Raw genomic sequence first — 21119 nt, 5'->3', positions numbered from 1 at the left:
CCGTCCAGCGAGCCGGCCATCCGGACCATGACCACGGCGAAGTTCTGCCGCATGGTCAGCTCCAGCAGCTCGTCGTCGAGCGCCGTCACGCCGCCGTCCCGCAGCTCGTTCGGGAACATGATGTCGGCGCAGCGCTCGTACAGCTTGGCCAAGGTCGCCGAATCCGCGTCGGCGATCGGCTCACCGTGCGCCCGCGCGACCTGCTTTCCCACGCGGGTGGCCACGAAACGCATGGCCTCGGCGTTGATCTCGTTGGCGGCTTCCTGGCCGTAGCGGCTGGCCACGCCCTGGTACCAGCGGGCGTCGTGCAGCCACCACAGCCGGTACACCTCCATCGGCGCCGTCACGTCACTTCCCCTCGGCGCGCGCGACGAGCTCCTTGGCCCGTTCACGCATCACGCGCTTGAGCACCTTACCGGTCACGCCGACCGAGACGTCCGTGTAGTCCATCCGCAGCGCCCGGGTGACAGGGGGAAACCCGTGCTGCGCCAGCACATCGTTGACCCACGTGGTCAGGTCCTCGGCCGGGTCCTCGGCCCCCGCGAACTGCAACAACACGTACGCGTCGCCGATGCCGTCGCCGTCCCAGTCGGCCTGCACGCCGTCCTCGACGATCGCGGTGACCGTGCAGTCGACCAGCTCCGGCCGGTTGGCCAGCAGCAGTTCCTCGGTACGGGTGCTGAACACGATGCCGTCACGGGTGCGGATGGCGTCGGGCGCCCGGTCCAGGTGGTAGAAGTTGCCCTCCGCGTCCTGGTACGACAGGTCGCCGGTGAGCCAGTAGCCGCCCAGCCGCAGCCGGTGCCAGGTGATGGAGTCGTTCCAGTAGCCGGGAGTCAGCGTCGGCGACTTGACGCCGAGCCGGCCGACCTCGCCGGGCGGCAGCGGGCGGCCGTCCTCGGACAGCACGGCGGCCTTGGCGAAGCTCATCGGCTTGCCGATGCAGCGGCCGAAGGACGTGCTGCCCGGCCGGTGTCCATTGTGGAAGATGGAATAGCCGGTCTCGGACGAGCCGAGGCCGTCGGTGAACACCGAGCCGGGGACCCGGTGCGGCTTGAGGTCGCGGCCGATCTCCTCGTGGCTGCCCAGGCCGACCAGCACCCGGATGTGCGCCTCGTGGGCGGCGTCGCCGGTGTTGTAGTAGGCCTCGATGCTTGAAGTGTCCCATTTGGACAGATCGGCCGTTGCCATCTGCGCGTACGTGCCGGAGAAGCCGAACACCGTGGTGGGCTTGAACTCCTGCACGGCATCGAGAACGTCGTCGCCGCGCTGGCTGGACAGCAGCATCACCGGCGAGCCCAGCAGCAGCCCGAACATCATCACCGACATGGCGGCGTTGTGGTTGCCCGGCAACGCGACCAGCAGCCGGCCCATCGAGCCGCCGACCGACAGCTTGAGCCGGTGCAACTGGGCGTAGAGCAGGGTTTCGTGGGTGTGCGGCACGGCCTTGGGCATGCCGGTGGTGCCGGAGGAGTGCGAGATGATGATCGGGTCGGTCTTGTCGTGCCGGTACGGCCAACCGGTGGCCGGCAGGTGATCCCGGTGCTCCGGCCGGACATCCGACGACGTGATCACGAAGCCCAGCTCACCGCCCGCCAGGGTTTCGTGCCGCTCGGCGTCGGTGACCGCGCCGGAGGCACCCTGTCGCCGGATGTACTCACGGGCGATTTCCGGGCGCAGCTTGGCATTGGTGAAGGACGGGATCGCGCCCAGCGAGTTGACCGCCATGAAGTTGATCGCGAACTCGGTGCTGGACGCGGTGAGCACGCCGACCACGTCCCGCGGCTTGATGCCCTTGCTGGCGTAGAAACCGGCGTAGGTCTCCACGATCTCGTACAGCCGGCCGAGGGTGAGCACGGTCGGGCGGCTCCCGTCGGGGGCCTGCCAGGTGCCGTCGGTCCACAGCACCGGCTCGTCCAGCGGCCGGCCGTACTCCTTGATCCGGTGCAGCACGTTGCCCGCGCCGAGCTCGGTGTCCGCCGCGATCCGGGCGCGTTCTTCCTTGGAAATCACTGCGGTTCCCTTTCCAGCAGGAGCGCGGACGCCCCGTCGGTGGTCGGTGGGGTACGGCCGAGCAGCCGGTACACGGCCGCGGCGCGCTCGTCGGCGGCCAGCTCGACGGTGAGCAGCAGCACGGCGTCCAGCTCAGGATCAGCCAGCAGCAGCTCGGCGGTGTCCAGCGGATCGTCGTCCACTGTGGACATGCTGAGGAGCGGGCCGGTCAGGTCGAACTCGCGGCTGAGGTAGCCCAGCACGGCGTTGGCGGTGGCCTGCATGAACAGAATGGCGTTGTGCACCTGGCCTTCGACCAGCAGCTTGCTGGCCAGACCGGTCGTGGAGGCATCGCCGATGAGGCTGCACACCACGACCGCCAGCCGGGAGCCGTCGAACTCCCGGCCGTGCAGGCATTGCGCCGCCGCGTGGTACACGAGCGGACTGAAGTTGGACTCGATGAAGCCGGGCACCGGCTCCAGCGCCCCGGACAGTTCCGCACTGGCGACGGCGATCACGGCTGCTCCAACAGGATCGCGGTGTTCATGCCGCCGAACGCGGCGTTCAGGGACAAAACCCGTTGCAGCGGAACCCGGCGCGGGCCCTCGGTCACGTAGTCGAGGTCGCAGGCCGGGTCCGGAACCCGATATCCGGCGGTTGGCGGGATCACGCCGTCGAGCAAGGCCAGCAGCGACACCACGAACTCCACCGCGCCGGCTGCCTCCAGCATGTGCCCGGTGGTGCTCTTCGTCGAGCTGATCGGGGTGTCTGTGCCGACCCCCGCGCGCAGACCGTTGGTCTCCGCGCCGTCATTAGCCGGGGTGCCCGTGCCGTGGGCGTTGACATAGTCCACACCGGACACTCCGGCGCGGCGAAACGCCTGGGAGATGGCAGAGTTGATGCCACGGCCCTCGGGATGAGGTTTGGCGATGTGGAAGGCGTCCGAGGCGACGCCGACGCCGGTCATCCGGGCCAGCACCTGAGCACCGCGGCCCCGAGCGTGCTCCTCGGACTCCAGCACGATCGCGGCCGCGCCGTCACCCAGCAGCAAACCGCTGCGGTCCAAGGAGAACGGTCGGATCGCGCCGTCCTTGGACAACGCCCGGCCGGAGTCGAACTTGGCCATGTTCTCCTCCTCGACCAGGTACGCCCCGGCGCACAGCGCCACCTCCTGCCGGCCGGCGGTGATCAACCGCCAGCCGTGGATCAGGGCGGAGGCCGAGGCCACGCAGGCGTTGGTGAACGCCAGCCGTGGCCCGTCGAAACCGATCCGGTCGGCCACCATCCCGGCCAGCACACCGGGAACGCCGGCCCCCGGCGAGAACTCGAGGCCCCGCGAGAACCGGGTCACCGACTTCCAGTCGCCGGCCGAGCCGAGCAGTGTCGCCACCGTGGTGCCGGGCGGCAGGCCGGCCATGTCCACGGCGTCGTCGGCGCAGCCGCCGAGCACCTCGACCAGGTCGGGGTCGCCGGCCGCGGCGGCGGTCATCGGCGTCCGGAACGGCGTCGGGTCGAACCGGCGCGCCGGCGCGAACACCTGCGCGCCGGTGAACACCCCGTCCCGCAACGCCTTCTCGCCCCAGCCGAACGCCGTGAACACACCGTACCCGGTGACGACGACCCCGCCCGTCATGCCGTCTCGACCTTCCTCGGGGCCCGGTTCAGGTATGCCGTGATGCGGGCGACCGAGGTGAACTCGTCCAGCTCGTCGTCGTCCGGATCGGCGTCCACCCCGAAGCGGGCCTTCACCTGGTGCAGCAGCCACACCAGGGCCATCGAGTCGATCACCAGCTCGGCGTCGGCCGGCAGGTCGGCCGGCAGGTCCGGGAAGATCCGCGGGTCGGCCAGCAGCTCGCGGACGTCCTGCTCGGTCATTGGACGGCCTTGCGCCGCACGATGTCGGCGGCCAGCTGCCCCAGCGTCATGGCGCCGATGGCCTCGATGTCGGTGTCCGGGATCTTCACCTCGAACTCGCGCTCCAGCCGCAGCGTCAGCTCGACCAGGCTGAGCGACTCCAGGTCGATGCCGCTGGTGCCGATCGGGCTGTCGTCGGTGATCCTGTCCCGGTCGATCGGCACGTTCATCTCGCCGGCCAGCGTGCTCAGCACGAACTCCCGCACGCGTGCGTCGTCCACTGTGGACGCGGTCATGGTTGTCTTTCCTCTCAGGCAGATCGGGCCGGATCGGGCAGGCCGGCGACCAGCGCCGCCGCCCGCAGCGAGCCGCGGTCGCGAATGAGCTTGCCGTTGGGGGTCCTCGGCAGCCGGGGCAGCACCCGCACCAGCTTCGGCACCTTGTAGTCGGCCAGGTGGTCGGCACACCAGCGGACGAGATCCTCGGCCGCCAGCGAAACGTCCACCGTGGACACGTAAGCCTCGATGACTTCGCCGTGCACCAGCACGGCTTCGGCCACCGAGCCGTGCTTGGTCAGCACGTCCTCGATCTCGGTCAGGTCGACCTTGAGACCGCCGATGACCACCAGCGAGTCACCGCGGCCGAGCAGCCGGACCGTGCCGTCCACGGTCAGCTCGCCCCGGTCCCGGGTGCGCAGCCAGCCGTCGACGTAGCGGTCCTGGCCGTCCGCGGTGAGGTACGGCGTGGTCGGCAGCTGCACATCGACCTCACCGTCACGGATGCGCAGCAGGATGCCCGGGGTGGCCGGGCCGACCGTCGGGCGCAGCCGCCCGCTGATGTCCATGGCGATCACACCGGTTTCGGTGGTGCCGTAGGACTCCCCGACGCGAACCCCGTACACGTCGTGGAATCGCTCGGCCACCGCCGGCGGCATCAGCTCGCCGCCGGAGACCGCGCACCGCAGCGACGGCAGCAGCGGCGGATTCTCCGCGGTGGCAAGGAGTTCGTAGTGGAACGGCACCCCGAAGATCGCACTGACCTCGTGCTCGTCCGCGGCCCGAAGGATGTCGTTGGCGGCGACCTTGGCCGCGAACACCACGCCGACACCGGCGTACAGCGAGTGCAGCAGCCCGGCGATCAGGCCGAAGCTGTGCGCCGTGGAACTGAGCAGCAGCACCCGCTCCCCCAGCGCCGGCATGCCGGTGAGCTGGTTGAACCGGCGGATCTCGGCGGTGATCGACGCCTCGGTGCGGCCGACCACCTTGGGCCGCCCGGTGGAGCCGGAGCTGAACTGGATCAGCCGGTGGTCGGTGCTCGCCGGCAGGCCGTCGGCGCGCTTCTCCGTCACGAGCTCGTGGCGCGACCGGAAGCTGAGCCGGGACCAGCCGGCCGCGCCGGCCCGGACCACGTGCTGCGGCCGGCACAGCGCCCGCAGCTGCTCGACCTCGGCCGGCTTGAGCCGATGGTCGACCAGCATCACCTGCGCGCCGAGCTGCCACAACGCCAGCAGCACTTCGATCTGGGTGAAGCTGGGTGGGATCTGCAACGCCACGGTGCTGCCCTCGCGCACCCCGGCCGAGGAGAACAGTGCCGCCTCCTGCCGTACCGCTTCACGCAGTTCTCCGTGCGTGACAACGTGATCGGCGATGAGGTAGGGCAGGTCGTCGGGATGTTGGGACAGCAGATCTGCGACGAGCTCCATCAGCTCTCCTTGCAGAACTCGCCGATCGGGATGCCGACGTGGCGCTTGTCGGTGGCGATGTAGCCCAGCAGCTCGTCGCCCTGCTGCAACTCGGTGACGTTGCGGACCTTCGGGCCCGGGCCGAGCACCCGCACGTGCCAGTCGTCCTGCACGGTCAGGCTCACCTCGACGCCGTCGCCCGAGTGCGCCGTGATCTGGAGCAGCGGCCGGGATTCCAGCTTCGCGCGGCCGACCACGACCCGGCGGGTGCGGCCCTCGGTGTTGACCGCCAGCACGGTGCTGCCGGAGTGCAGCTCGGACAGGTAGTTGGTGCGGTTGTCCGGGCCGAGCACGTACGAGTGCAGCGCGCCGGCGTTGACCCGGAACGGCCGGGTCGGCATGTACGGCAAGGGATGCGTCTCGCTGACGCAGAGGATGAAGCCGGACGAGTAGGAGCCGACCAGGATGCCCTCGTCCTGCTCGAAGTGCGAGCAGGTGTCGACGCACACGCGGTCGCCGAGGCCGACGTGGTCGATCCGGTCCACGGTCAGGGTGGACAGCGCCAGGTCGTTGCTGCCCGCTTCCAGCAGGCGGGCCAGCTGGAACACCTCGTTGGCGTCACGCGGCGCGAGCAGCAGGCCGTCCGAGCCGTGTTCGAGGACGTCCAGCACGATGGTGGCTTCCTCGATGTCGCCGACCACGCAGACCAGCTTGCCGTCGGACCGGTCGGCCGCGGCGATCACGATCTCCAGCGGGATCTTCGTCGGGTCGGTGAAGCTGACGATCGTCCACGGCAGCCGGGCCGCCGCCGTGCAGGCCAGGTTGAGCGTGCGGTCGTCACTGACCTGGACGAAGACCACGCCGGTGTGGCCGGCGGCGATCAGCCGGTCGAGCTGGTCGCCGTCGTCGACGATCGTGGTGACCAGGTCACCACCGCTTTCCGGGCCCAGCACCACTTTCTGCAGCGTCGGCGGCAGCGTGGCCAGCAGCGCCGGGTCGTCCGAGACCACGCCGGCGATCCGGGTGTGCACCGCGGCCGCGACCACGGCCTCCAGCTGCGGCTGCGGAACGGTGCGCAGGTCGATCCAAGCGAATTTCACGCGGTCTCCAAGAGTCGGGCGGCGGCCTGGGCGGGGTGCAGCACGGCGGCGAGCTTGTTCATCAGGGAGCGGGGGTCGGGGAGGTGAAGACGCGGCGGCCGACGGCGAGGCCGGCGCAGCCGGCGGCCAGCGCGGACCGGGCGTAGTCGACGAGGCCGGCGCCGTCGGGGTCGGCGTCGGCGGCCGGGCCGCCGGCCACCAGTACCGGGATCGGGCAGCTGGCGGTGACCTCGGCCATCCGCTCGACCGGCAGGGCCATCGACGTCTTGACGATGTCGGCGCCGAGGTCGGCGGCGATGTTGACGACGTGCGAGAGCACGGTGGGATCGAACGAGTTGGCCATGCGCGTGCCGCGGGCGTAGGCCATCGCGATCAGCGGCACGTTCCACTCCTGGCACTGGCTGGCCACCGCGCCCAGGTCGGCCAGCTGCCGGGCCTCGGTGTCGGAGCCGACGTTGACGTGCACGCTGACCGCGTCGGCCCCCAGCCGCAGCGCGTCCTCGACGTCCCCGACGAGCACCTTGGCGTGCTGGTCGGCGGCGTGCGACGTGCCGGCGGACAGGTGCACGACCAGCGCGCAGTCGTCGAGCAGCGTCGGGTCGATGGCCCGCAACCGTCCCTTGTGGACGATGATGGCGTCGGCCCCGCCGAGCACCACGGAGTGGATCAGCTCGTCCCAGTCCTCGTTGGGCACCACAGGTCCGTCCGACACGCTGTGGTCCAGCGGCACGAACAGGTACCGGCCGTCCCCGGCGCGCGACAGGCGCCGGGTGCGGAACGCCTTCCCGGGATCGGCCACGGTGCGCACCTCCTGTTCAAACTTCTTCGGCGATGGTGTGAATGATTGGGGCGCAATCGAAGCCGGGACAACTAACAGATCGCGATAACTTCGCAGTTATGCCGCCGCCAGAGATTGTTCCGATGACCGCTTAGCTGAACTCTGATGAGACTTTGAAGATGCTCTGCTATGAGCGGGCGGGCCCGTTCGTCAAGTGTCAAGGGATGAACGTTTCACGCAGGCAGACGGCCTATGGTTGACCTTGCGGAGCCTCGCTAACATGGCAGTCCGCACGCCATGCCGGCGCATATTCTTCACATGATCGGAGTCGATCGTGGCAATTTCCGTACACGTTGCGGTGGCCTACCACGGCGGCACGGGACATACCGCGAGATTTGCGGGCGCCGTGCACGCCGGGGCCGCTTCCGTGAGCGGCTGCGAATCGACGCTGGTCAGCGTGGACACGATCGACGAAGCGGGCTGGGCGGCGCTGGACGCCGCGCACGCCATCGTGTTCGGCGCGCCGACCTACATGGGCACCGCGTCGGCCGCGTTCCACGCCTTCGCCGAGGCCACGTCCCGGCGCTTCCTGCGGCAGACCTGGCTGGACAAGCTGGCCGGCGGCTTCACCAACTCCGGCGACAAGTACGGCGACAAGGCCTCGACGCTGGGCTACTTCCAGACGCTGGCCGCGCAGCACGGGATGACCTGGGTGAACCTCGGCCTGAAGTCCGGGTGGAACACCGTGCGGGGCAGCGAGCACGACCAGAACCGCCTCGGCTTCCACAGCGGCGCGGCGGCCCAGTCGCTGCTGGGCACGCGGCCGGAGGACGTGCACGCGTCCGATCTGGCCACCGCCGAGCACCTGGGTCGCCGGGTGGCCGAGCAGGCCACGGTGTTCGTCGCCGGGCGCGCGGCGCTGGCCCCGGTGTCGTGACCGTCGCCGACGATCCCGTTGTGCGGCCCAGGATCTGGGCGGCCGTGCTGGGCGTCGCCGTGCTCGCGCAGACGGTGTCGGCGATGGACAGCTCGGTGCTCAACCTGGCCGTGAAGACCCTGGCCGACCCGGTACTCGGCCTCGGGGCCGGCACCGGCGAGCTGGCCTGGGCGATCAGCGCGTACACCGTGGTGTACGCGGCGGCGATGTTCGCCGGCGGCGCGCTGGCCGACCGGTTCGGGCCGCGCCGGGCGCTGTCCACCGGGCTCGTGGTGTTCATGGTCACGTCATCGATCGCGGCGTTTTCCGCCACACCGCTGGAACTCGTGCTCGCCCGGGGCGCGATGGGCGTCGGTGCGGCCTTGATCACACCGGCCACGCTGTCGGTGGCGCTGCGGATCTCGGAGCCGGCGCAGCGTCCTAAGGCCGTGGCGATCTGGGCTTCGGCGGCCGCGGTCGGCCTGGCCATCGGACCGATCGTCGGCGGACTGCTGCTGAGCCGATTCTGGTGGGGCTCGGTGTTCCTGCTCAACGTGCCGGTGACGGCGATTTGTCTGGTGGGTATCGGTTTGTGGGTGCCGCGGTTGCACGTGGCGCAGCGGCGGCCGCTGGACCGGCCGGGGTTGGCGCTGTCGTTCGGCGGCCTGCTGGGCGTGGTGTACGGCGTGATCCAGATCGGCGGGGACGTCGGCTGGGACTCGCCGTCGGTGCTGGTGCCGCTGATGGCCGGGCTGGCCCTGCTGGCGGTGTTCGCCGTGCAGCAAAGTCGTTCCAGCGCACCGAGTTTCGACGTCCGGCTGTTCCTGCGGCGGCGGTTCGCCGGCGGCGGCCTGGTGTTGACGGTGGCGTTCTTCGGCATCACCGGGCAGCTGTTCTACGCCTCGTTCTATCTCCAGGACATCCTGGGACTGAGCCCGCTCGGCGCGGGGCTGGCGATCGCGCCCACCGCGGTCGGCATCCTCACCGGCAACCTGTGGGCGCCGGCCCTGGTGCGGCGCTTCTCGGTGCGCCGGGTGGCGTCGATCGGGATGATCGTCGCCGTTGCGACGCTCGCGTGCTATCTCGTGTTCGACGCGTCCACACCGGTTGTCCTGTTCGGTTTCATGATGCTGGTGCAGGGTCTGGCCATGGGCCTGGTCGTGGTTCCCGCGACCAGCGCGGCCATGGACAACCTGCCGGCCGAACGCAGCGGCGCCGGCTCGGCCGTCACGTCCGGGCTGCGCCAGCTCGGCGGCACGCTCGGCATCGCCGTCGGCAGCACGATCCTGAGCGCGTGGTACCGGTCGGAGCTGCGGCCGGCACTGGTCGGGCTGCCGGACGACCTGGCGCGCCAGGCTCTCGGCTCGGCGCAGGCGGCGCTGTCGGTCGCCCGCGCCGCCGGCCGGCCTGAACTGACGGAGGCCGCCACCTCCGCGTATCTGCACGCGATGCGGATCACCGCCGGCACCAGCGTGGTGCTGTGCCTGAGCGGGCTGGTCCTGATCGCCGTGTGTCTGGGTGGCCCTTCCGACTGAGGAGCAGACGATGCAGGTCGAGTTGCGACATCTCCAGGTGATCCAGTCGGTGGCCGACGCCGGCAGCATCAGCCGGGCCGCGGCGCAGCTGCGGATCGCCCAGTCCGGCCTGACCGCGCAGGTGCAGCGGATCGAGCAGGAGCTCGGCGGGGCGCTGTTCCGGCGCACGCCCAGCGGGGTCGCGCTCACCGACCTGGGCCAGCACGTGGTGGCCCGGGCCCGTGACGTGCTGGCCCAGTTCGACGACCTGGTGGAGAGCACACGGGTGCTCGCGGTGCGCGACGAGCCGCCGGCCGCCATCCGGGTGTGCGGGCCGCTCGGTCCGATCACCCCGATGCTGGCCGGCGCCGTCCGCGAGTTGCTGCCCGACCGGGAGCAGGTGACGCAGCTCGCGCACACGCCGGAGACGTTGAACGAGGTGTTGCAGGCGTCCGACTTCGACATCGCGGTGTACGCGCAGCAGCCGTCCGTGCCGATCCAGCCGCCGGACGGGCTGCGCACCCGCAACCTGGTCAACGAGACCGCCTACATCGGTCTGTCGGCCTCGCACCGGCTGGCCGACCGGATGGCGCTGCGGCTGTCCGACCTAGCCGACGAGGACTGGGTGCTGCCCAACGAGAAGCTGTCCGGGCTGACCACGTCGTTACGGCTGGCCTGCGAGGAAGCCGGTTTCACGCCGCGCTGCCGCCACCGCGGCGCGGACATGGCCACCGCGGCCATGATGGTCCGATGTGGACACGCCATCGCCGCGTTCTACCCGTCGGCCGTGACGGTGCCGGGCATGGTGTTGCGGCCGCTGGTGGGAAACCCGTTGCAGCGCACCATGCAGCTGGTGTGGCGGCCGACCTCCGCGGTGGCCGGGCTGGCCGATCTGGTGCACGCCAAGGTGGTCAAGCGCTACCAGACCCTGGTGCACGACCACCCCGTGTACGCCGCGTGGTGGGAGTCGAGCCATAGTTAGCACGGACCGTCAGAAGCGGCCGCCGAACAGGATCTTGGCAACCTGGCTGTCGGTCTCCTGGCCCTGGTCGTAGCCGCCCTGGCCGTTCAGGCTGTTCATGATGGCCAGCGTGTACCTGGCGCCGGGGCCGACGAAGCCGACCGAGTTCATCACCCAGCCGCCCTGCTCCTCCGACCAGCCGTCCTTGTTGCCGGGCTGCGCCGCCGGTCCGGCCGCCCACACGCCCCACTGCTGGTTGGGGGCGACCGCGCGCAGCTGGTTGACGATGTAGTCGCGGGTGTCGGCCGGCGCCTTGGTCAGCACGTAGTTGATCAGTGCGTCGAGGTCGTCCGGCGCGCACTTCTGGAAGCCCCAGTAGGGGTAGAAGTTGCTGAAGCCCTTCTGCGGCTGGATCGTCTTCATGCCGTAGTCGGGAAAGGCGTTGTTGAAGGCCATGTGGTCGGCGCCGGCGTACTTGAACCACAGCGAGTCGGCGGCCTTGTCGTCGGAGCTGTTGAGCATCCGCTGGATCAGGTTGCGGTCGTCCGTGGTCAGCGTGATCTGGCCGGCTTTGTCCCGTAGGAACAGGTTGACCGTCATGGCCAGCTTGATCGTCGACGCGGTCCAGACCAGGTCGCCGGCCTTGTCGTTGCGCCACACCTGCCCGGTCTGCCGGTCGCGCAGCACGATGCCGGTCGTGCCGGGGCGGGTGGTGACGTACTGCTGCGCCTTCTGGATGCGCTGGCGCAGGTCGCAGTCGAAGTCCGTGCCCGGCGCGGGGCAGGTCGGCGTGGCGGCGGTGGTCGTGGTCGTGGTCGTCGTGGTGGCCGACGGGCTCGTGCTCTTCATGTCCTGCATGCTCGCGGTGATCGGTGGCAGCGCCGATTCCGGCACGCCGGCTTCGCCGCACCCGGCGATGACGAGGGCAGCTAGCAGCAGTGCGCACCCGCGCAGGGCCGTTCTGATCACCGGCCCAGGCTACGGGGCGTGGGCAGTCGTGTTGTTGACGGGCCAGTCTCACTATGGAAGTCTGGCCGATTATTGGTCTAGTCCAATGGAGAAGGTGGCGACCGGTGACCATCGCGCGCAGCCCGGAACTGCTCGGCCTGGCCGATGCCGTGCTCCAGCCCGGTTTCGAGGGCACGACGCCGCCGGACTGGCTGCGCCGCCGGCTGGACGAGGGCCTGGGCGGGGTCGTCCTGTTCTCCCGCAACATCACCTCGGCCGAGCAGGTCGCCGCGTTGACCGCGTCGCTGCGCGAACACCGGCCCGAGGTGCTCGTCGCCATCGACGAGGAGGCCGGCGACGTCACGCGGCTGGAGGCCGCCACCGGCAGCACCCGCCCCGGCAACCTCGCGCTCGGCGTCATCGACGACGAGAAGCTCACCGCCGAACTGGCCCGTGGCCTCGGGCGGGACCTGGCGGCGGTCGGCGTCAACCTGAACTACGCGCCCAGCGGGGACGTCAACTCCAATCCCGACAACCCGGTCATCGGCGTGCGGTCCTTCGGGGCCGACCCCGCGCTGGTCGCCCGGCAGACCGCCGCGTGGATCCGGGGCTTGCAGGCGGCCGGCGTCGCCGCGTGCGTCAAGCACTTCCCGGGGCACGGCGACACCAGCGTGGACTCCCACCTCGCGCTGCCCGAGATCCCCGCTTCGGCCGCGGAGATGGCCGAGGTCGCGCTGCCGCCGTTCCGGGCCGCTTTCGAGGCCGGCGTGAAGTCCGTGATGTGCGGGCATCTCATGGTGCCGGCCTACGACACGGAGTTCCCGGCGACGCTGTCGCGGCGAATTCTCGTCGACCTGCTGCGTACCGAGCTGGGGTTCGACGGACTTCTGGTCACCGACGCGTTGGAGATGAAGGCCGTCTCCGACCGTTGGGGCCTCACCGGCGCTGCTGTGCTGGCCATCGCTGCCGGGGCCGACGCGTTGTGCGTGGGCGGCGGGCTGTGTGACGAGGAGACCGCGGCTGCCCTGCGGGATGCCCTGGTCGACGCCGTCGTGTCCGGGTCGCTGGCCGAGTCCCGCCTTCGCGAGGCTGCCGGTCGCGTCGCGTCTCTCGCTTCCTGGACCGGGACCGTGTCCGACGATTCCGCCAGCGATCCCGTTCTTGGTCTGGAGGCCGCTCGGCGGGCCATTCGCGTCACCGTTGCCCCGGGTGAGCGTTCCCTGCCGTTGGGGTCCGCGCCGCACGTGGTCGAGTTCCGGCCCGAGATGAACCAGGCCGTCGACCGCTCCACGCCGTGGGGTCTCGGCGCGCCGTTGTCCGTCCTGATGCCGGCAACGTCCGTGGCGACCTTCACGCCGGCCGATTCCTCCCGGCTGGCCGAGATCGCCCTCGACCCCGCCGCCGGTCGTCCGCTCGTGCTGGTCGTTCGGGACGCTCATCGGCACCCGTGGATGACCTCCGCCCTCGACCGTATCCTCGCCGCTCGGCCCGATGCCGGGGTGGTCGAGATGGGCCTGCCCGACGGGCCCGTCCGCGGTGCGTTCCACCTCGCCACGCACGGGGCCACCCGCGTCACCGGCCAGGCCGCCGCGGAGGTCCTGGCCGGCTGATCAGCGCCACTCCTCCAGGACTCGTTTCGCGGCGCTGCCCAGCTCCTGGTCGTCGGTCAACTGCTGGAGCAGCGCCCTCGTGCGGTCGTCCGGCCCGGCTTCGCTCACCGATTCCAGCGCGTTGTGCCGGACGTCGATGTCGTCGTCGTTGACGGCGACGGAGATCGCGTCGAACACGGCCGGGTCTTGTGCGTAGGGGCCGAGCGACATGGCGGCGTACTGGCGTACCAGGTAGTCGTCTTCGGGATCGAGGACCGCGGCGATGATCCGGCCGATGCGACGCCGGTCGTCGGATCCGGTCGGCGGTTGCAGCTGAAGGATCTTGATGCACTCGATGCGGGCCAGGTCGTACTCGGCCGGATCGGCGATCACCGTCGCGAACAGGGTCAGCGCGCGTGGGTCGTCCAGGAGGTCCTCGAGCTCAAGGATGATCTCGACCTTGGTGTGCCCGTCGTCCTCGCCGTCCGGCGTCGCCTCGAACTGGGCGACGAGCTCAGCCACACGGTCCACCGGTCCTCCTGTTGCCGCCGGGAATTGTCAGACCCCGCGCATAGTGTCGGTGCCATGGAACTCACGGCACACCTGGCCCCCGTCGACCGGGAGCGGGTCGACGCCCGGCTGCGGCACAACCTGATCGCCTGGCTGACCACCGTCCGTCCGGACGGGCAGCCGACCAGCGTGCCGGTGTGGTACCTGCTCCGCGAGGACGGCACCTTCCTGCTCTACAGCCGGCCCGGCACCGCGAAGTTGCGCAACATCGCCGCCAACGCCCGGGTCAGTCTCGCCCTCGACGTCACCGACATCGGGCGCAACGTCGTCAGCATCGAGGGCACCGCCGTCCAGGTCCACGACCAGCCGACCGCCGACCGACATCCGGCGTACCTGGCCAAGTACACCGAGCGCATCGGCGCGTTGTTCGACACCCCCGAGAAGTTCGCCGCCCTGTTCGCCGCCGCCGTTGTCGTGAAACCGACCAAGCTGCGCGCGTGACCGACTACCCTGCGCGCGTGGACATCCAGGTGGTGGAGGGGAAGCTGGTCGAGGTGCCCACGAGCACCGCGACCGGCATGGACCGGCGGGCCTTCGGCGAATTCGTCGGGCCGGGCGGAGAACTGGCTTCGTACGCGATCGGTTGGACGACCGGATCGGATCCGCATGTCGGCCGGCTGTCCGTGGGTATCGGCGCCGGCAACCCCGGCGGCGGCACCATCCACGCCGTCGTCTTCGAGCATGAGGGCGGCCATGCCTTCTCGCTGATCGACGAGCCGTTCGAGGACGTCCCGCAGGGCGGTCCCGACCTGACCGCAACCGAGGCCCGCGCCCATGAAGATCTGCCGTTCATGTGGTGGGTCGCCGATCACGTCATGGAGCGTGATCGCCGGGCGTGGTGGATGCGGCACTGGCTGCTACGCACCAACTGCATCCAGACCGGCGAGGTCTTCGAACACCGCGAGCCCGTGCTGTACGTCAGCCATGAGGCGGATGACGGCCTGTGGCAGCTCATCGGCGCCTCCGCCGCCGACCCCGCCACCGGCAAGATCGGGCACCTGCACCACTCCGTCGACGAGGACCCGACCCTGATCGACGTCCTCCGCCTGCCGCCCGGTGGCAGCGCGGAGCGAGCCGCCGTCGGAAGTCCTTGGATCAGTTGAGGGTTGCGCAGTCGCCCTCGTCGGGCAGCAGCGGTCGGAAGAACACCTGGTAGGTGGCGCCACCGTTGCTCCACCGGCCGTCGGCCGGGCGGTGGCGGGCGAGGTCGTCGACCTTGGAGACCGGGTAGTCGACGCAGTGGCCCCCGTTAACGGACGCGCCGATGCCGAGGGCGTCGAGCGGCCACGCCGGGGCGGTGGTGCCGGCTGTGGCGTAAGCGGAGTTCACCGCGACCTGGGTGGGGGCGTAGCGGCTGGGCGTGCCGGTCAGGTCCGAGGCTGTGAGGTTGGTGGGGCTGAAGGCCACTGCCCGGACGGCGTCACCGGCCGCCCCCGAAGCCTCCGGATCCGGCGCGGTGACGCGGGTTCGGGATCGACCGGTGCTGGTGACCAACGTGATGACCAGCGTCGGCGCGTCCGGAGCTTGCCGGTCGTAGTCATGCGCCTCGGCCAATCCGGCCGACGCCGCCCGGTCGTACATGCGTCGGAACGCCGCCGCGGTGAGGTGGTACGTCTTCGCGACCGGGAGCCCGCCCTCCGTGCCGTCGGCCGCGATCAGCGTGCCGTCGGCGTACAAGACATATCGAGGCAGGGAGATCTCCCCGGCCGGCAGGGGCCCGCCGGGAAGTTGCTCCACCCGCAACGCGAGCCCGCCGGACGGCGGATCAGCCGACGGCCCCTGGCAGCCGGCGGCCAGCACCGCCGCGACCAGCACCGGGACAACACGTCTGCGCACAGGGCGGGGACGGTGTGAACTCATGGCTCGGTTGCACCCCAAGGGTCCGGGGCCGCCGAAGCGGCCCCGGACATCGGTCAGGATCGGGTCAGGGTGTATGTGCCGACCCCGCCCTTGTTCACGACCACGGCACCGAAGCAACCGGCCGAGGTCGCGGTGTAGGTCAACGACTCCGGCTGGCCCGGCCCCGCGCCGGCGGCCTGCGCGACGCTGGCCGACCGCGGCTGCACGAACGTGCTGGGCTGGGCCGGATCGGAGCCCATCAGGAACAGCTCGGCGTCCTGGCCGGGATCCGACGGGGTCACGGTCAGCGTCACGGTCGAGCCCGCCGTCACACCGCAGACGTCCCGCACGGCCACGACATCGTTGGCGCCCATGGGAATCGTGGCGCTCGACGCGGCCGGCAGCTGACTGGCGCCCTGAGCGAGCTCGATCTGGTACGGCCCGTGCCCGCTGATCGCTCGCACCTGCGGGTAGTAGTCGCCCAACGGCCGGCGGTTGGAGTCGACGGCGACGAAGTCGGTCGTGCCGGCGCCGAGCTGGCTCGCCGCCAGCAGCTGGGTCTGCGGGCGATCGCCGTACAGGAACAGGTCGTAGTCGGCCCCGGCCGGTGGCCGCAGCGCCACCACCGGCCAGAACACGGTCGTGGTCGTGAAATGGTAGTTGTGCGGGGTCAGCGGATCCGGCCGGGTCAGCGACTGGTTGTCGGCGAGCGGATTGCGGAAGCCGTAGTCGATGGTGTTCTGAAACAGGCTGCCCAGCGGCCCGTCGGACACGTCGAAATTGTCGGTTCCCCGCTGGTTCCAGAAATCGTGGAAGGTGGCGGACCGATGGTTGAGGAACGTGTCCCACAGATGCCCCGGCGCACCCTCACCGTAATTGTCCCAATACGGTTCGGCCGCGGAATCGGCGATGTCGTTCATCGCGCCGGCCACCCGGCCCTCGACGGCGTCGCCATTATCCCAGTCCGGCGTGCCCCAGGTCGGCCCTTCCAGGCCGACGGTGAATCCGTCGCCGGCGTATTCGGGATCGGCGTACACCGCGGCCTGGTACCAGTCGGCGAATCCCTCGGTCCAGGCGCAGCCGGCGGAGGAGACGGCCTGGATGAAGTGCGTCGGGAAGCAGTTCGGCGCGGCGGGGAAATTGTCCTTGTACGCCTCGTCCATCACCGCGTGCCCGAGCTCGTGCACCACGACCGACCGGAAGTTCGGGTCGTTGCCCCTGAGGTGGCAGCCGCCGCCAGGTCCACCTGGCTGTTGATCGCTACGGTGATCGGCGCCGTCGCGCCCACGGCCGGCGCCGCCGGCATACTCACCGTGACCTGAATGCAGCGGGTCCATTCACCGTCGGTGAATGTGCACTGATTCGCCGACCGGGCGGCCGGCGCCACCCCACCGAGCAGTAATCCAGCGCCGGCGGTCAACACCGCGGCGGGCGCCTCGAGGCCATGGCCGAATTCCACACGGAAACACGCGTCGCCCGTTCCCCCGGCGCGGGCCAGCATGATCGCATTTCGTGAACCGCAATCGGAGGCTAGCAGCGCGTCAACCGGCCGGCAACGAAGTTCGACGGTTTCACCGGTCGTCATGAGCTGGGAATACCACCCGTTTACGCAGGTGACGAGAAGAGGAACACAATTGCGATGTCCGGCCTAAAACTCGAGCCGATCCCCGGCCGACGCGACCGGCAAGCGCGGAGCCGTGGCTCGTGCCGAACCACGAAACCGCCCCACGAACCGGCAGGAACCGGGCTATTCTCCGGCCGTGGCCGAGCAGATGAGCGCCGAGGCGGTACTGGCCGAGGCGCGGCGGGCGTTCTGGGTGATGGTGACGGCGCTGGCGGCGATCTGGGGGATCCAGGTGGTCAACGCGCTGCTGGGCTACCAGCTGAGCTACTCGTTCGGCGTGCAGGCCTGGAATCCGCTGTCGCTGCCGGAGGTGTTCACGGCCCCGTTCCTGCACTACGGCTGGGACCACATCGAGGGCAACTCGGGCCCGCTGTTCATCTTCGGCTTCCTGGCGGCGTTCCGCGGGGTGCGCAAGTTCATCAGCGTGACGCTCGTGATCATCGTGGTGAGCGGCCTCGGCGCCTGGCTGACCTCGGCGCCGGGCACGGTGACGGCGGGCGCGAGCGGCGTGGTGTTCGGCTACTTCGGCTACATCATGGTCCGCGGCCTGTTCGACCGGCACGGCATCGACATCGTGATCGGCCTGGTGATGGCGCTGTCCTTCGCCTACCAGTTCTCGGTGATCGTGCCGGGCACGCCGGGCGTGAGCTGGCAGGGCCACCTGTTCGGCTTCCTCGCGGGCATCCTGGGCGGCTGGGTGTTCCGCGAGCGCCGGCCGAAGCAGGTGGATCCGGCCACGCCGAGCCTGGACGCTACTTCCCTGTGAAAACAGCCGAGCGTCGCTCGACGAAGGACCGCACGCCCTCGGCGGCGTCGGCGCTGGCCAACAGCGGCTGAAGGTCGTCGGCGAGCCGGGACAAAGCGCCGGACGGGTCGTCGAGGGAAGCACGGGCGGAGGCCAAGGTCGCCCGGACGCCGAGCGGGGCCTGGGCGGCGATCCGGCCGGCGAGCTCGATGGCCCGGTCGACCTGCTGGCCGAGCGGCACAACCTCCTGCACGAGGCCGATCCGGTACGCCTCGGCGGCGTCGAACTCGTCCCCGGTGAGCAGCCACCGCATGGCGTTGCCCCAGCCGGCGACCTGCGGCATCCGCACGGTCGCCCCGCCGAACGGGTAGATGCCGCGCTGGATCTCGATCTGCGCGAACCGCGTGCCTTCGGCGGCCACCCGTACGTCGGAGGCGAGCAGCAGCTCGATGCCCAGGGTCAGGCACCAGCCCTGCGCGGCGGCGACGACGGGCTTGGTGCGCACGGGACCGGACACGCCCCACGGGTCGACGGAGCCCTCGGCCAGCGGCAGCCCGCCGCCGGTCAGGGTGGGCGCGACCTGGGCGAGGTCGAGGCCGGCGGTGAAGTGGTCGCCGTGCGCGAACAGCACGCCGACCCACGCGTCCGGGTCGCGCTCCAGCTCTCCGTAGGCCGCGGCCAGCTCGGCCAGCATGTCGGTGGTGAACGAGTTGCGTTTGGCCGCCCGGTCCAGCCCGATCAGCATCAGGTGCTCACGACGTTCCACGGTGACCGACATCGGTGACCCTCCGAGGCTGGGTTGCGTAATAGAACTCATATGCAACCCGAGACGCCCCAGTTCCGCAACCCCCGGCATACTGGCCGGGTGGTCAACCATCGCGAACTCACCGTCAACGGCATCCAGATGCACATCGCCGAGCAGGGACAGGGCCCGCTGGTCCTGCTGCTGCACGGCTTCCCGGAGAGCTGGTACTCCTGGCGGCACCAGTTCCAGCCGCTGGCCGACGCCGGCTTCCACGTCGTCGCCCCGGACCAGCGCGGCTACGCCGGCACCGACCGCCCCGAATCGGTCGACGACTACTCGATCCTGCACCTGGTCGGCGACGTCATCGGTCTGATCCACGCGCTCGGCGAGCAGGAGGCCGTGGTCATCGGGCACGACTGGGGCGCGCCGGTCGCCTGGCACACGGCCCTGCTGCGGCCGGACATCATCCGCGGCGTCGCCGGCCTGAGCGTGCCGCCGCCCCGCCGGGCCCCGGCCAAGCCGCTGGGCCTGCTGGAACAGCGCTTCGGGCAAGGCTTTTATCAAATCTATTTTCAGGAGCCGGGCGTCGCCGACGCCGAGCTGGGCGCCGACCTCAAGGACACCTTCCGCCGCTTCCTGGTCGCCGCCTCCGGCGACGGCGCGGGTGCCGCGCCGGTCGTGCCGGAGGGCGCGAAGGGCTTCCTCGACGCGATGCCGACGCCCGAGGCGCTGCCGTCCTGGCTGACCGAGGCCGACATCGACGCGTTCGCCGAGCAGTACGAGCGCAACGGCTTCACCGGCGGCCTGAACTGGTACCGCAACATCGACCGCAACTGGGAGCTGACCGCGGCCTGGGCCGACGCCAAGATCACGCCGCCGTCCTTCTACATCACCGGCACCAAGGACATCGTCCGCACCTTCGGCGCCCCCGGCTTCCTCGAGCAGCTGCCGTCGATCGCCCCCAACCTGCGCGGCATCCTGGACCTGGAGGGCTGCGGCCACTGGACGCAACAGGAGCGTCCGGATGAGGTCAACGCGGCGCTGGTGGAATTCGTCAAGGGACTCTGAATCGATGTCCGGGCGTAGCCTGAAAATCTGATGGGCGTCGTCCTTGATGTGCTGCTCAGCCTGCTCGGCATCGGCATCGTCGGGCTGGCCGGCAGCGCGCGGGTCGTGAAGCAGTACGAGCGGGGCGTGGTGTTCCGGCTGGGCCGGGTGCGCGACGCCCCGCGCGGCCCGGGCCTGACCATGCTGGTGCCGGTCGTGGACCGGATGAACAAGGTCAGCGTGCAGATCATCTGCATGCCGGTGCCGGCGCAGGACGGCATCACCCGGGACAACGTCACCGTCCGGGTGGACGCCGTCGTCTACTTCGCCGTCGTCGACCCGGTCAAGGCCGTCGTCGAGGTGCAGGACTACCAGTTCGCGGTGTCGCAGGTGGCGCAGACCTCGCTGCGCTCGATCATCGGCAAGAGCGAGCTGGACGACCTGCTGTCCAACCGCGAGCAGCTCAACCAGGGGCTGGAGCTGATGATCGACAGCCCCGCGCTGGGCTGGGGCGTGCACATCGACCGGGTGGAGATCAAGGACGTCGCCCTGCCGGAGGCCATGAAGCGGTCGATGTCCCGGCAGGCCGAGGCCGAGCGGGAGCGGCGGGCCCGCGTCATCTCCGCCGACGGCGAGCTCCAGGCGTCGCACAAGCTGGCCCAGGCCGCCTCGACCATGGCCGACACCCCGGCCGCACTCCAGCTGCGCCTGCTGGAGACGGTGGTCGAGGTGGCCGCCGAGAAGAACTCGACGCTGGTGCTGCCGTTCCCGGTCGAACTGTTGCGTTTTCTCGACCGGGCCACGGAGTACCGCTCGACCAACGGCAGCACTTGAAAGGCGGGACTACCATTGGTTGCCGTGACGGCATTCCCAGCTCGATCCCTCGATCCGGTCGCGGGCCTGCGTAGCGCGGTGGACGCCACCCTGACCGAACTGCTCAGCGCGCAGCCGGAGCCGGACCGGGTGTGTCCCGGCCTGTCCTCGGCCCTGGCCGCCTGCGCCTACGGCGAGACCACCGACCTCGGCGACGCGCCGAGCCTGCTGCGCGCCGCCGTCGACCACGCCTGGCACCTGGAGTTCGCCGAGGCGCGCATGCTGCTGGTGGCCGGTCAGCACGTGCTGCGGGCCACGGCCAAGCGTCGCCCGCTGGTCATCCCGGCGCGCCGCGACCCCGTGTCGGTGGAGAGCGCCACCGTGCCGACGGGGTGAGGATTCC

25 protein-coding genes are annotated in these 21119 nt (G+C 70.4%); 11 read left to right on the top strand and 14 right to left on the bottom strand.

Annotated features, from left to right (window positions below):
- The first annotated feature begins 27 nt into the window (after positions 1-27).
- The gene (locus M3Q35_RS47265) at positions 28-273 is read left to right on the top strand and encodes a hypothetical protein (RefSeq protein WP_273939180.1); all 246 of its coding nucleotides are present in this window, start codon (positions 28-30) and stop codon (positions 271-273) included.
- A gap of 75 nt (positions 274-348) precedes the next feature.
- On the opposite strand, the gene M3Q35_RS47260 is transcribed toward M3Q35_RS47265, so the two are convergent.
- The 8 genes from M3Q35_RS47260 to M3Q35_RS47225 all read right to left on the bottom strand — a co-directional run bounded on the left by M3Q35_RS47260 (position 349) and on the right by M3Q35_RS47225 (position 7426).
- Positions 349-2013 carry a class I adenylate-forming enzyme family protein gene (locus M3Q35_RS47260; RefSeq protein WP_273939178.1) on the bottom strand — a complete coding sequence of 555 codons (1665 nt, stop codon included), beginning with the start codon at positions 2011-2013 and terminating at the stop codon, positions 349-351.
- Entirely contained in the window at positions 2010-2510 is a 501-nt protein-coding gene (locus tag M3Q35_RS47255; protein WP_273939177.1) for a hypothetical protein, read from the bottom strand. Before M3Q35_RS47255 ends, M3Q35_RS47260 begins: the two co-directional genes overlap by 4 nt.
- Positions 2507-3625, bottom strand: coding sequence for a beta-ketoacyl-[acyl-carrier-protein] synthase family protein (locus M3Q35_RS47250; RefSeq protein WP_273939175.1), 1119 nt, complete (start codon positions 3623-3625; stop codon positions 2507-2509). Before M3Q35_RS47250 ends, M3Q35_RS47255 begins: the two co-directional genes overlap by 4 nt.
- Positions 3622-3867, bottom strand: coding sequence for a phosphopantetheine-binding protein (locus M3Q35_RS47245; RefSeq protein ID WP_273939174.1), 246 nt, complete (start codon positions 3865-3867; stop codon positions 3622-3624). Before M3Q35_RS47245 ends, M3Q35_RS47250 begins: the two co-directional genes overlap by 4 nt.
- Positions 3864-4142, bottom strand: a complete 279-nt coding sequence (locus M3Q35_RS47240) for an acyl carrier protein (protein WP_273939171.1) — start codon at positions 4140-4142, stop codon at positions 3864-3866. Before M3Q35_RS47240 ends, M3Q35_RS47245 begins: the two co-directional genes overlap by 4 nt.
- Positions 4143-4156: 14 nt before the next feature.
- Positions 4157-5548, bottom strand: a complete 1392-nt coding sequence (locus M3Q35_RS47235; protein ID WP_273939170.1) for a class I adenylate-forming enzyme family protein — start codon at positions 5546-5548, stop codon at positions 4157-4159.
- A complete protein-coding gene (locus M3Q35_RS47230) occupies positions 5548-6627 on the bottom strand; it encodes a 3-dehydroquinate synthase II (RefSeq protein WP_273939169.1) in 1080 nt (359 codons plus the stop codon). Before M3Q35_RS47230 ends, M3Q35_RS47235 begins: the two co-directional genes overlap by 1 nt.
- 61 nt (positions 6628-6688) lie before the next feature.
- Positions 6689-7426 carry a 2-amino-3,7-dideoxy-D-threo-hept-6-ulosonate synthase gene (locus tag M3Q35_RS47225; RefSeq protein ID WP_273939167.1) on the bottom strand — a complete coding sequence of 246 codons (738 nt, stop codon included), beginning with the start codon at positions 7424-7426 and terminating at the stop codon, positions 6689-6691.
- Between the two features lie 313 nt (positions 7427-7739).
- Here M3Q35_RS47225 and M3Q35_RS47220 point away from each other — a divergent pair, with 313 nt between their 5' ends.
- From M3Q35_RS47220 to M3Q35_RS47210, 3 genes are read left to right on the top strand one after another with little or no spacing between them, the layout of a single operon-like run.
- Positions 7740-8342, top strand: a complete 603-nt coding sequence (locus tag M3Q35_RS47220; RefSeq protein WP_273939166.1) for a flavodoxin family protein — start codon at positions 7740-7742, stop codon at positions 8340-8342.
- Complete coding sequence (locus M3Q35_RS47215) at positions 8339-9856, top strand: MFS transporter (protein WP_273939165.1); 1518 nt, start codon at positions 8339-8341, stop codon at positions 9854-9856. The genes M3Q35_RS47220 and M3Q35_RS47215 overlap by 4 nt, the downstream gene beginning before the upstream one ends.
- Before the next feature lie 10 nt (positions 9857-9866).
- Positions 9867-10817, top strand: coding sequence for a LysR family transcriptional regulator (locus M3Q35_RS47210; RefSeq protein ID WP_273939164.1), 951 nt, complete (start codon positions 9867-9869; stop codon positions 10815-10817).
- Between the two features lie 9 nt (positions 10818-10826).
- On the opposite strand, the gene M3Q35_RS47205 is transcribed toward M3Q35_RS47210, so the two are convergent.
- Positions 10827-11765, bottom strand: a complete 939-nt coding sequence (locus M3Q35_RS47205) for a serine hydrolase (RefSeq protein WP_273939163.1) — start codon at positions 11763-11765, stop codon at positions 10827-10829.
- Between the two features lie 104 nt (positions 11766-11869).
- Here M3Q35_RS47205 and M3Q35_RS47200 point away from each other — a divergent pair, with 104 nt between their 5' ends.
- Positions 11870-13354: a glycoside hydrolase family 3 protein gene (locus tag M3Q35_RS47200; RefSeq protein WP_273939161.1), complete on the top strand. Its 1485-nt coding sequence runs from the start codon at positions 11870-11872 to the stop codon at positions 13352-13354.
- On the opposite strand, the gene M3Q35_RS47195 is transcribed toward M3Q35_RS47200, so the two are convergent.
- A complete protein-coding gene (locus M3Q35_RS47195; RefSeq protein ID WP_273939160.1) occupies positions 13355-13864 on the bottom strand; it encodes a HEAT repeat domain-containing protein in 510 nt (169 codons plus the stop codon). It abuts the gene before it with no gap.
- Between the two features lie 54 nt (positions 13865-13918).
- Here M3Q35_RS47195 and M3Q35_RS47190 point away from each other — a divergent pair, with 54 nt between their 5' ends.
- Positions 13919-14344 carry a TIGR03667 family PPOX class F420-dependent oxidoreductase gene (locus tag M3Q35_RS47190; RefSeq protein ID WP_273939159.1) on the top strand — a complete coding sequence of 142 codons (426 nt, stop codon included), beginning with the start codon at positions 13919-13921 and terminating at the stop codon, positions 14342-14344.
- Positions 14341-15006, top strand: a complete 666-nt coding sequence (locus M3Q35_RS47185) for a hypothetical protein (protein WP_273939158.1) — start codon at positions 14341-14343, stop codon at positions 15004-15006. The genes M3Q35_RS47190 and M3Q35_RS47185 overlap by 4 nt, the downstream gene beginning before the upstream one ends.
- On the opposite strand, the gene M3Q35_RS47180 is transcribed toward M3Q35_RS47185, so the two are convergent.
- From M3Q35_RS47180 to M3Q35_RS47170, 3 genes are all read right to left on the bottom strand, one after another.
- Positions 14999-15739, bottom strand: coding sequence for a hypothetical protein (locus M3Q35_RS47180; protein WP_273939157.1), 741 nt, complete (start codon positions 15737-15739; stop codon positions 14999-15001). The genes M3Q35_RS47185 and M3Q35_RS47180 overlap by 8 nt on opposite strands.
- Positions 15740-15816: 77 nt before the next feature.
- Complete coding sequence (locus M3Q35_RS47175) at positions 15817-16929, bottom strand: hypothetical protein (RefSeq protein WP_273939156.1); 1113 nt, start codon at positions 16927-16929, stop codon at positions 15817-15819.
- The gene (locus tag M3Q35_RS47170) at positions 16905-17327 is read right to left on the bottom strand and encodes a hypothetical protein (RefSeq protein ID WP_273939155.1); all 423 of its coding nucleotides are present in this window, start codon (positions 17325-17327) and stop codon (positions 16905-16907) included. Before M3Q35_RS47170 ends, M3Q35_RS47175 begins: the two co-directional genes overlap by 25 nt.
- Positions 17328-17514: 187 nt before the next feature.
- On the opposite strand from M3Q35_RS47170, the gene M3Q35_RS47165 reads away from it, so the two are divergent.
- The gene (locus M3Q35_RS47165) at positions 17515-18132 is read left to right on the top strand and encodes a rhomboid family intramembrane serine protease (protein ID WP_273944738.1); all 618 of its coding nucleotides are present in this window, start codon (positions 17515-17517) and stop codon (positions 18130-18132) included.
- Here the strand turns inward: M3Q35_RS47165 and M3Q35_RS47160 are convergent.
- Positions 18119-18889 carry a crotonase/enoyl-CoA hydratase family protein gene (locus tag M3Q35_RS47160; RefSeq protein WP_273939154.1) on the bottom strand — a complete coding sequence of 257 codons (771 nt, stop codon included), beginning with the start codon at positions 18887-18889 and terminating at the stop codon, positions 18119-18121. The genes M3Q35_RS47165 and M3Q35_RS47160 overlap by 14 nt on opposite strands.
- A gap of 87 nt (positions 18890-18976) precedes the next feature.
- Here M3Q35_RS47160 and M3Q35_RS47155 point away from each other — a divergent pair, with 87 nt between their 5' ends.
- The 3 genes from M3Q35_RS47155 to M3Q35_RS47145 are packed head-to-tail and all read left to right on the top strand — an operon-like array spanning position 18977 to position 21112.
- Positions 18977-19924, top strand: coding sequence for an alpha/beta fold hydrolase (locus M3Q35_RS47155; RefSeq protein ID WP_273939152.1), 948 nt, complete (start codon positions 18977-18979; stop codon positions 19922-19924).
- A 30-nt stretch (positions 19925-19954) separates the two neighbouring features.
- Positions 19955-20737, top strand: coding sequence for a slipin family protein (locus tag M3Q35_RS47150; protein ID WP_273939151.1), 783 nt, complete (start codon positions 19955-19957; stop codon positions 20735-20737).
- 24 nt (positions 20738-20761) lie between these two features.
- Positions 20762-21112: a hypothetical protein gene (locus M3Q35_RS47145; protein WP_273939150.1), complete on the top strand. Its 351-nt coding sequence runs from the start codon at positions 20762-20764 to the stop codon at positions 21110-21112.
- Positions 21113-21119: the final 7 nt, after the last annotated feature.

Source organism: Kutzneria chonburiensis (assembly GCF_028622115.1).
GTDB lineage: Bacteria > Actinomycetota > Actinomycetes > Mycobacteriales > Pseudonocardiaceae > Kutzneria > Kutzneria chonburiensis.
Note: the sequence above shows the minus strand (reverse complement) of the source record. Positions and strands in the feature narration are given on the sequence as shown.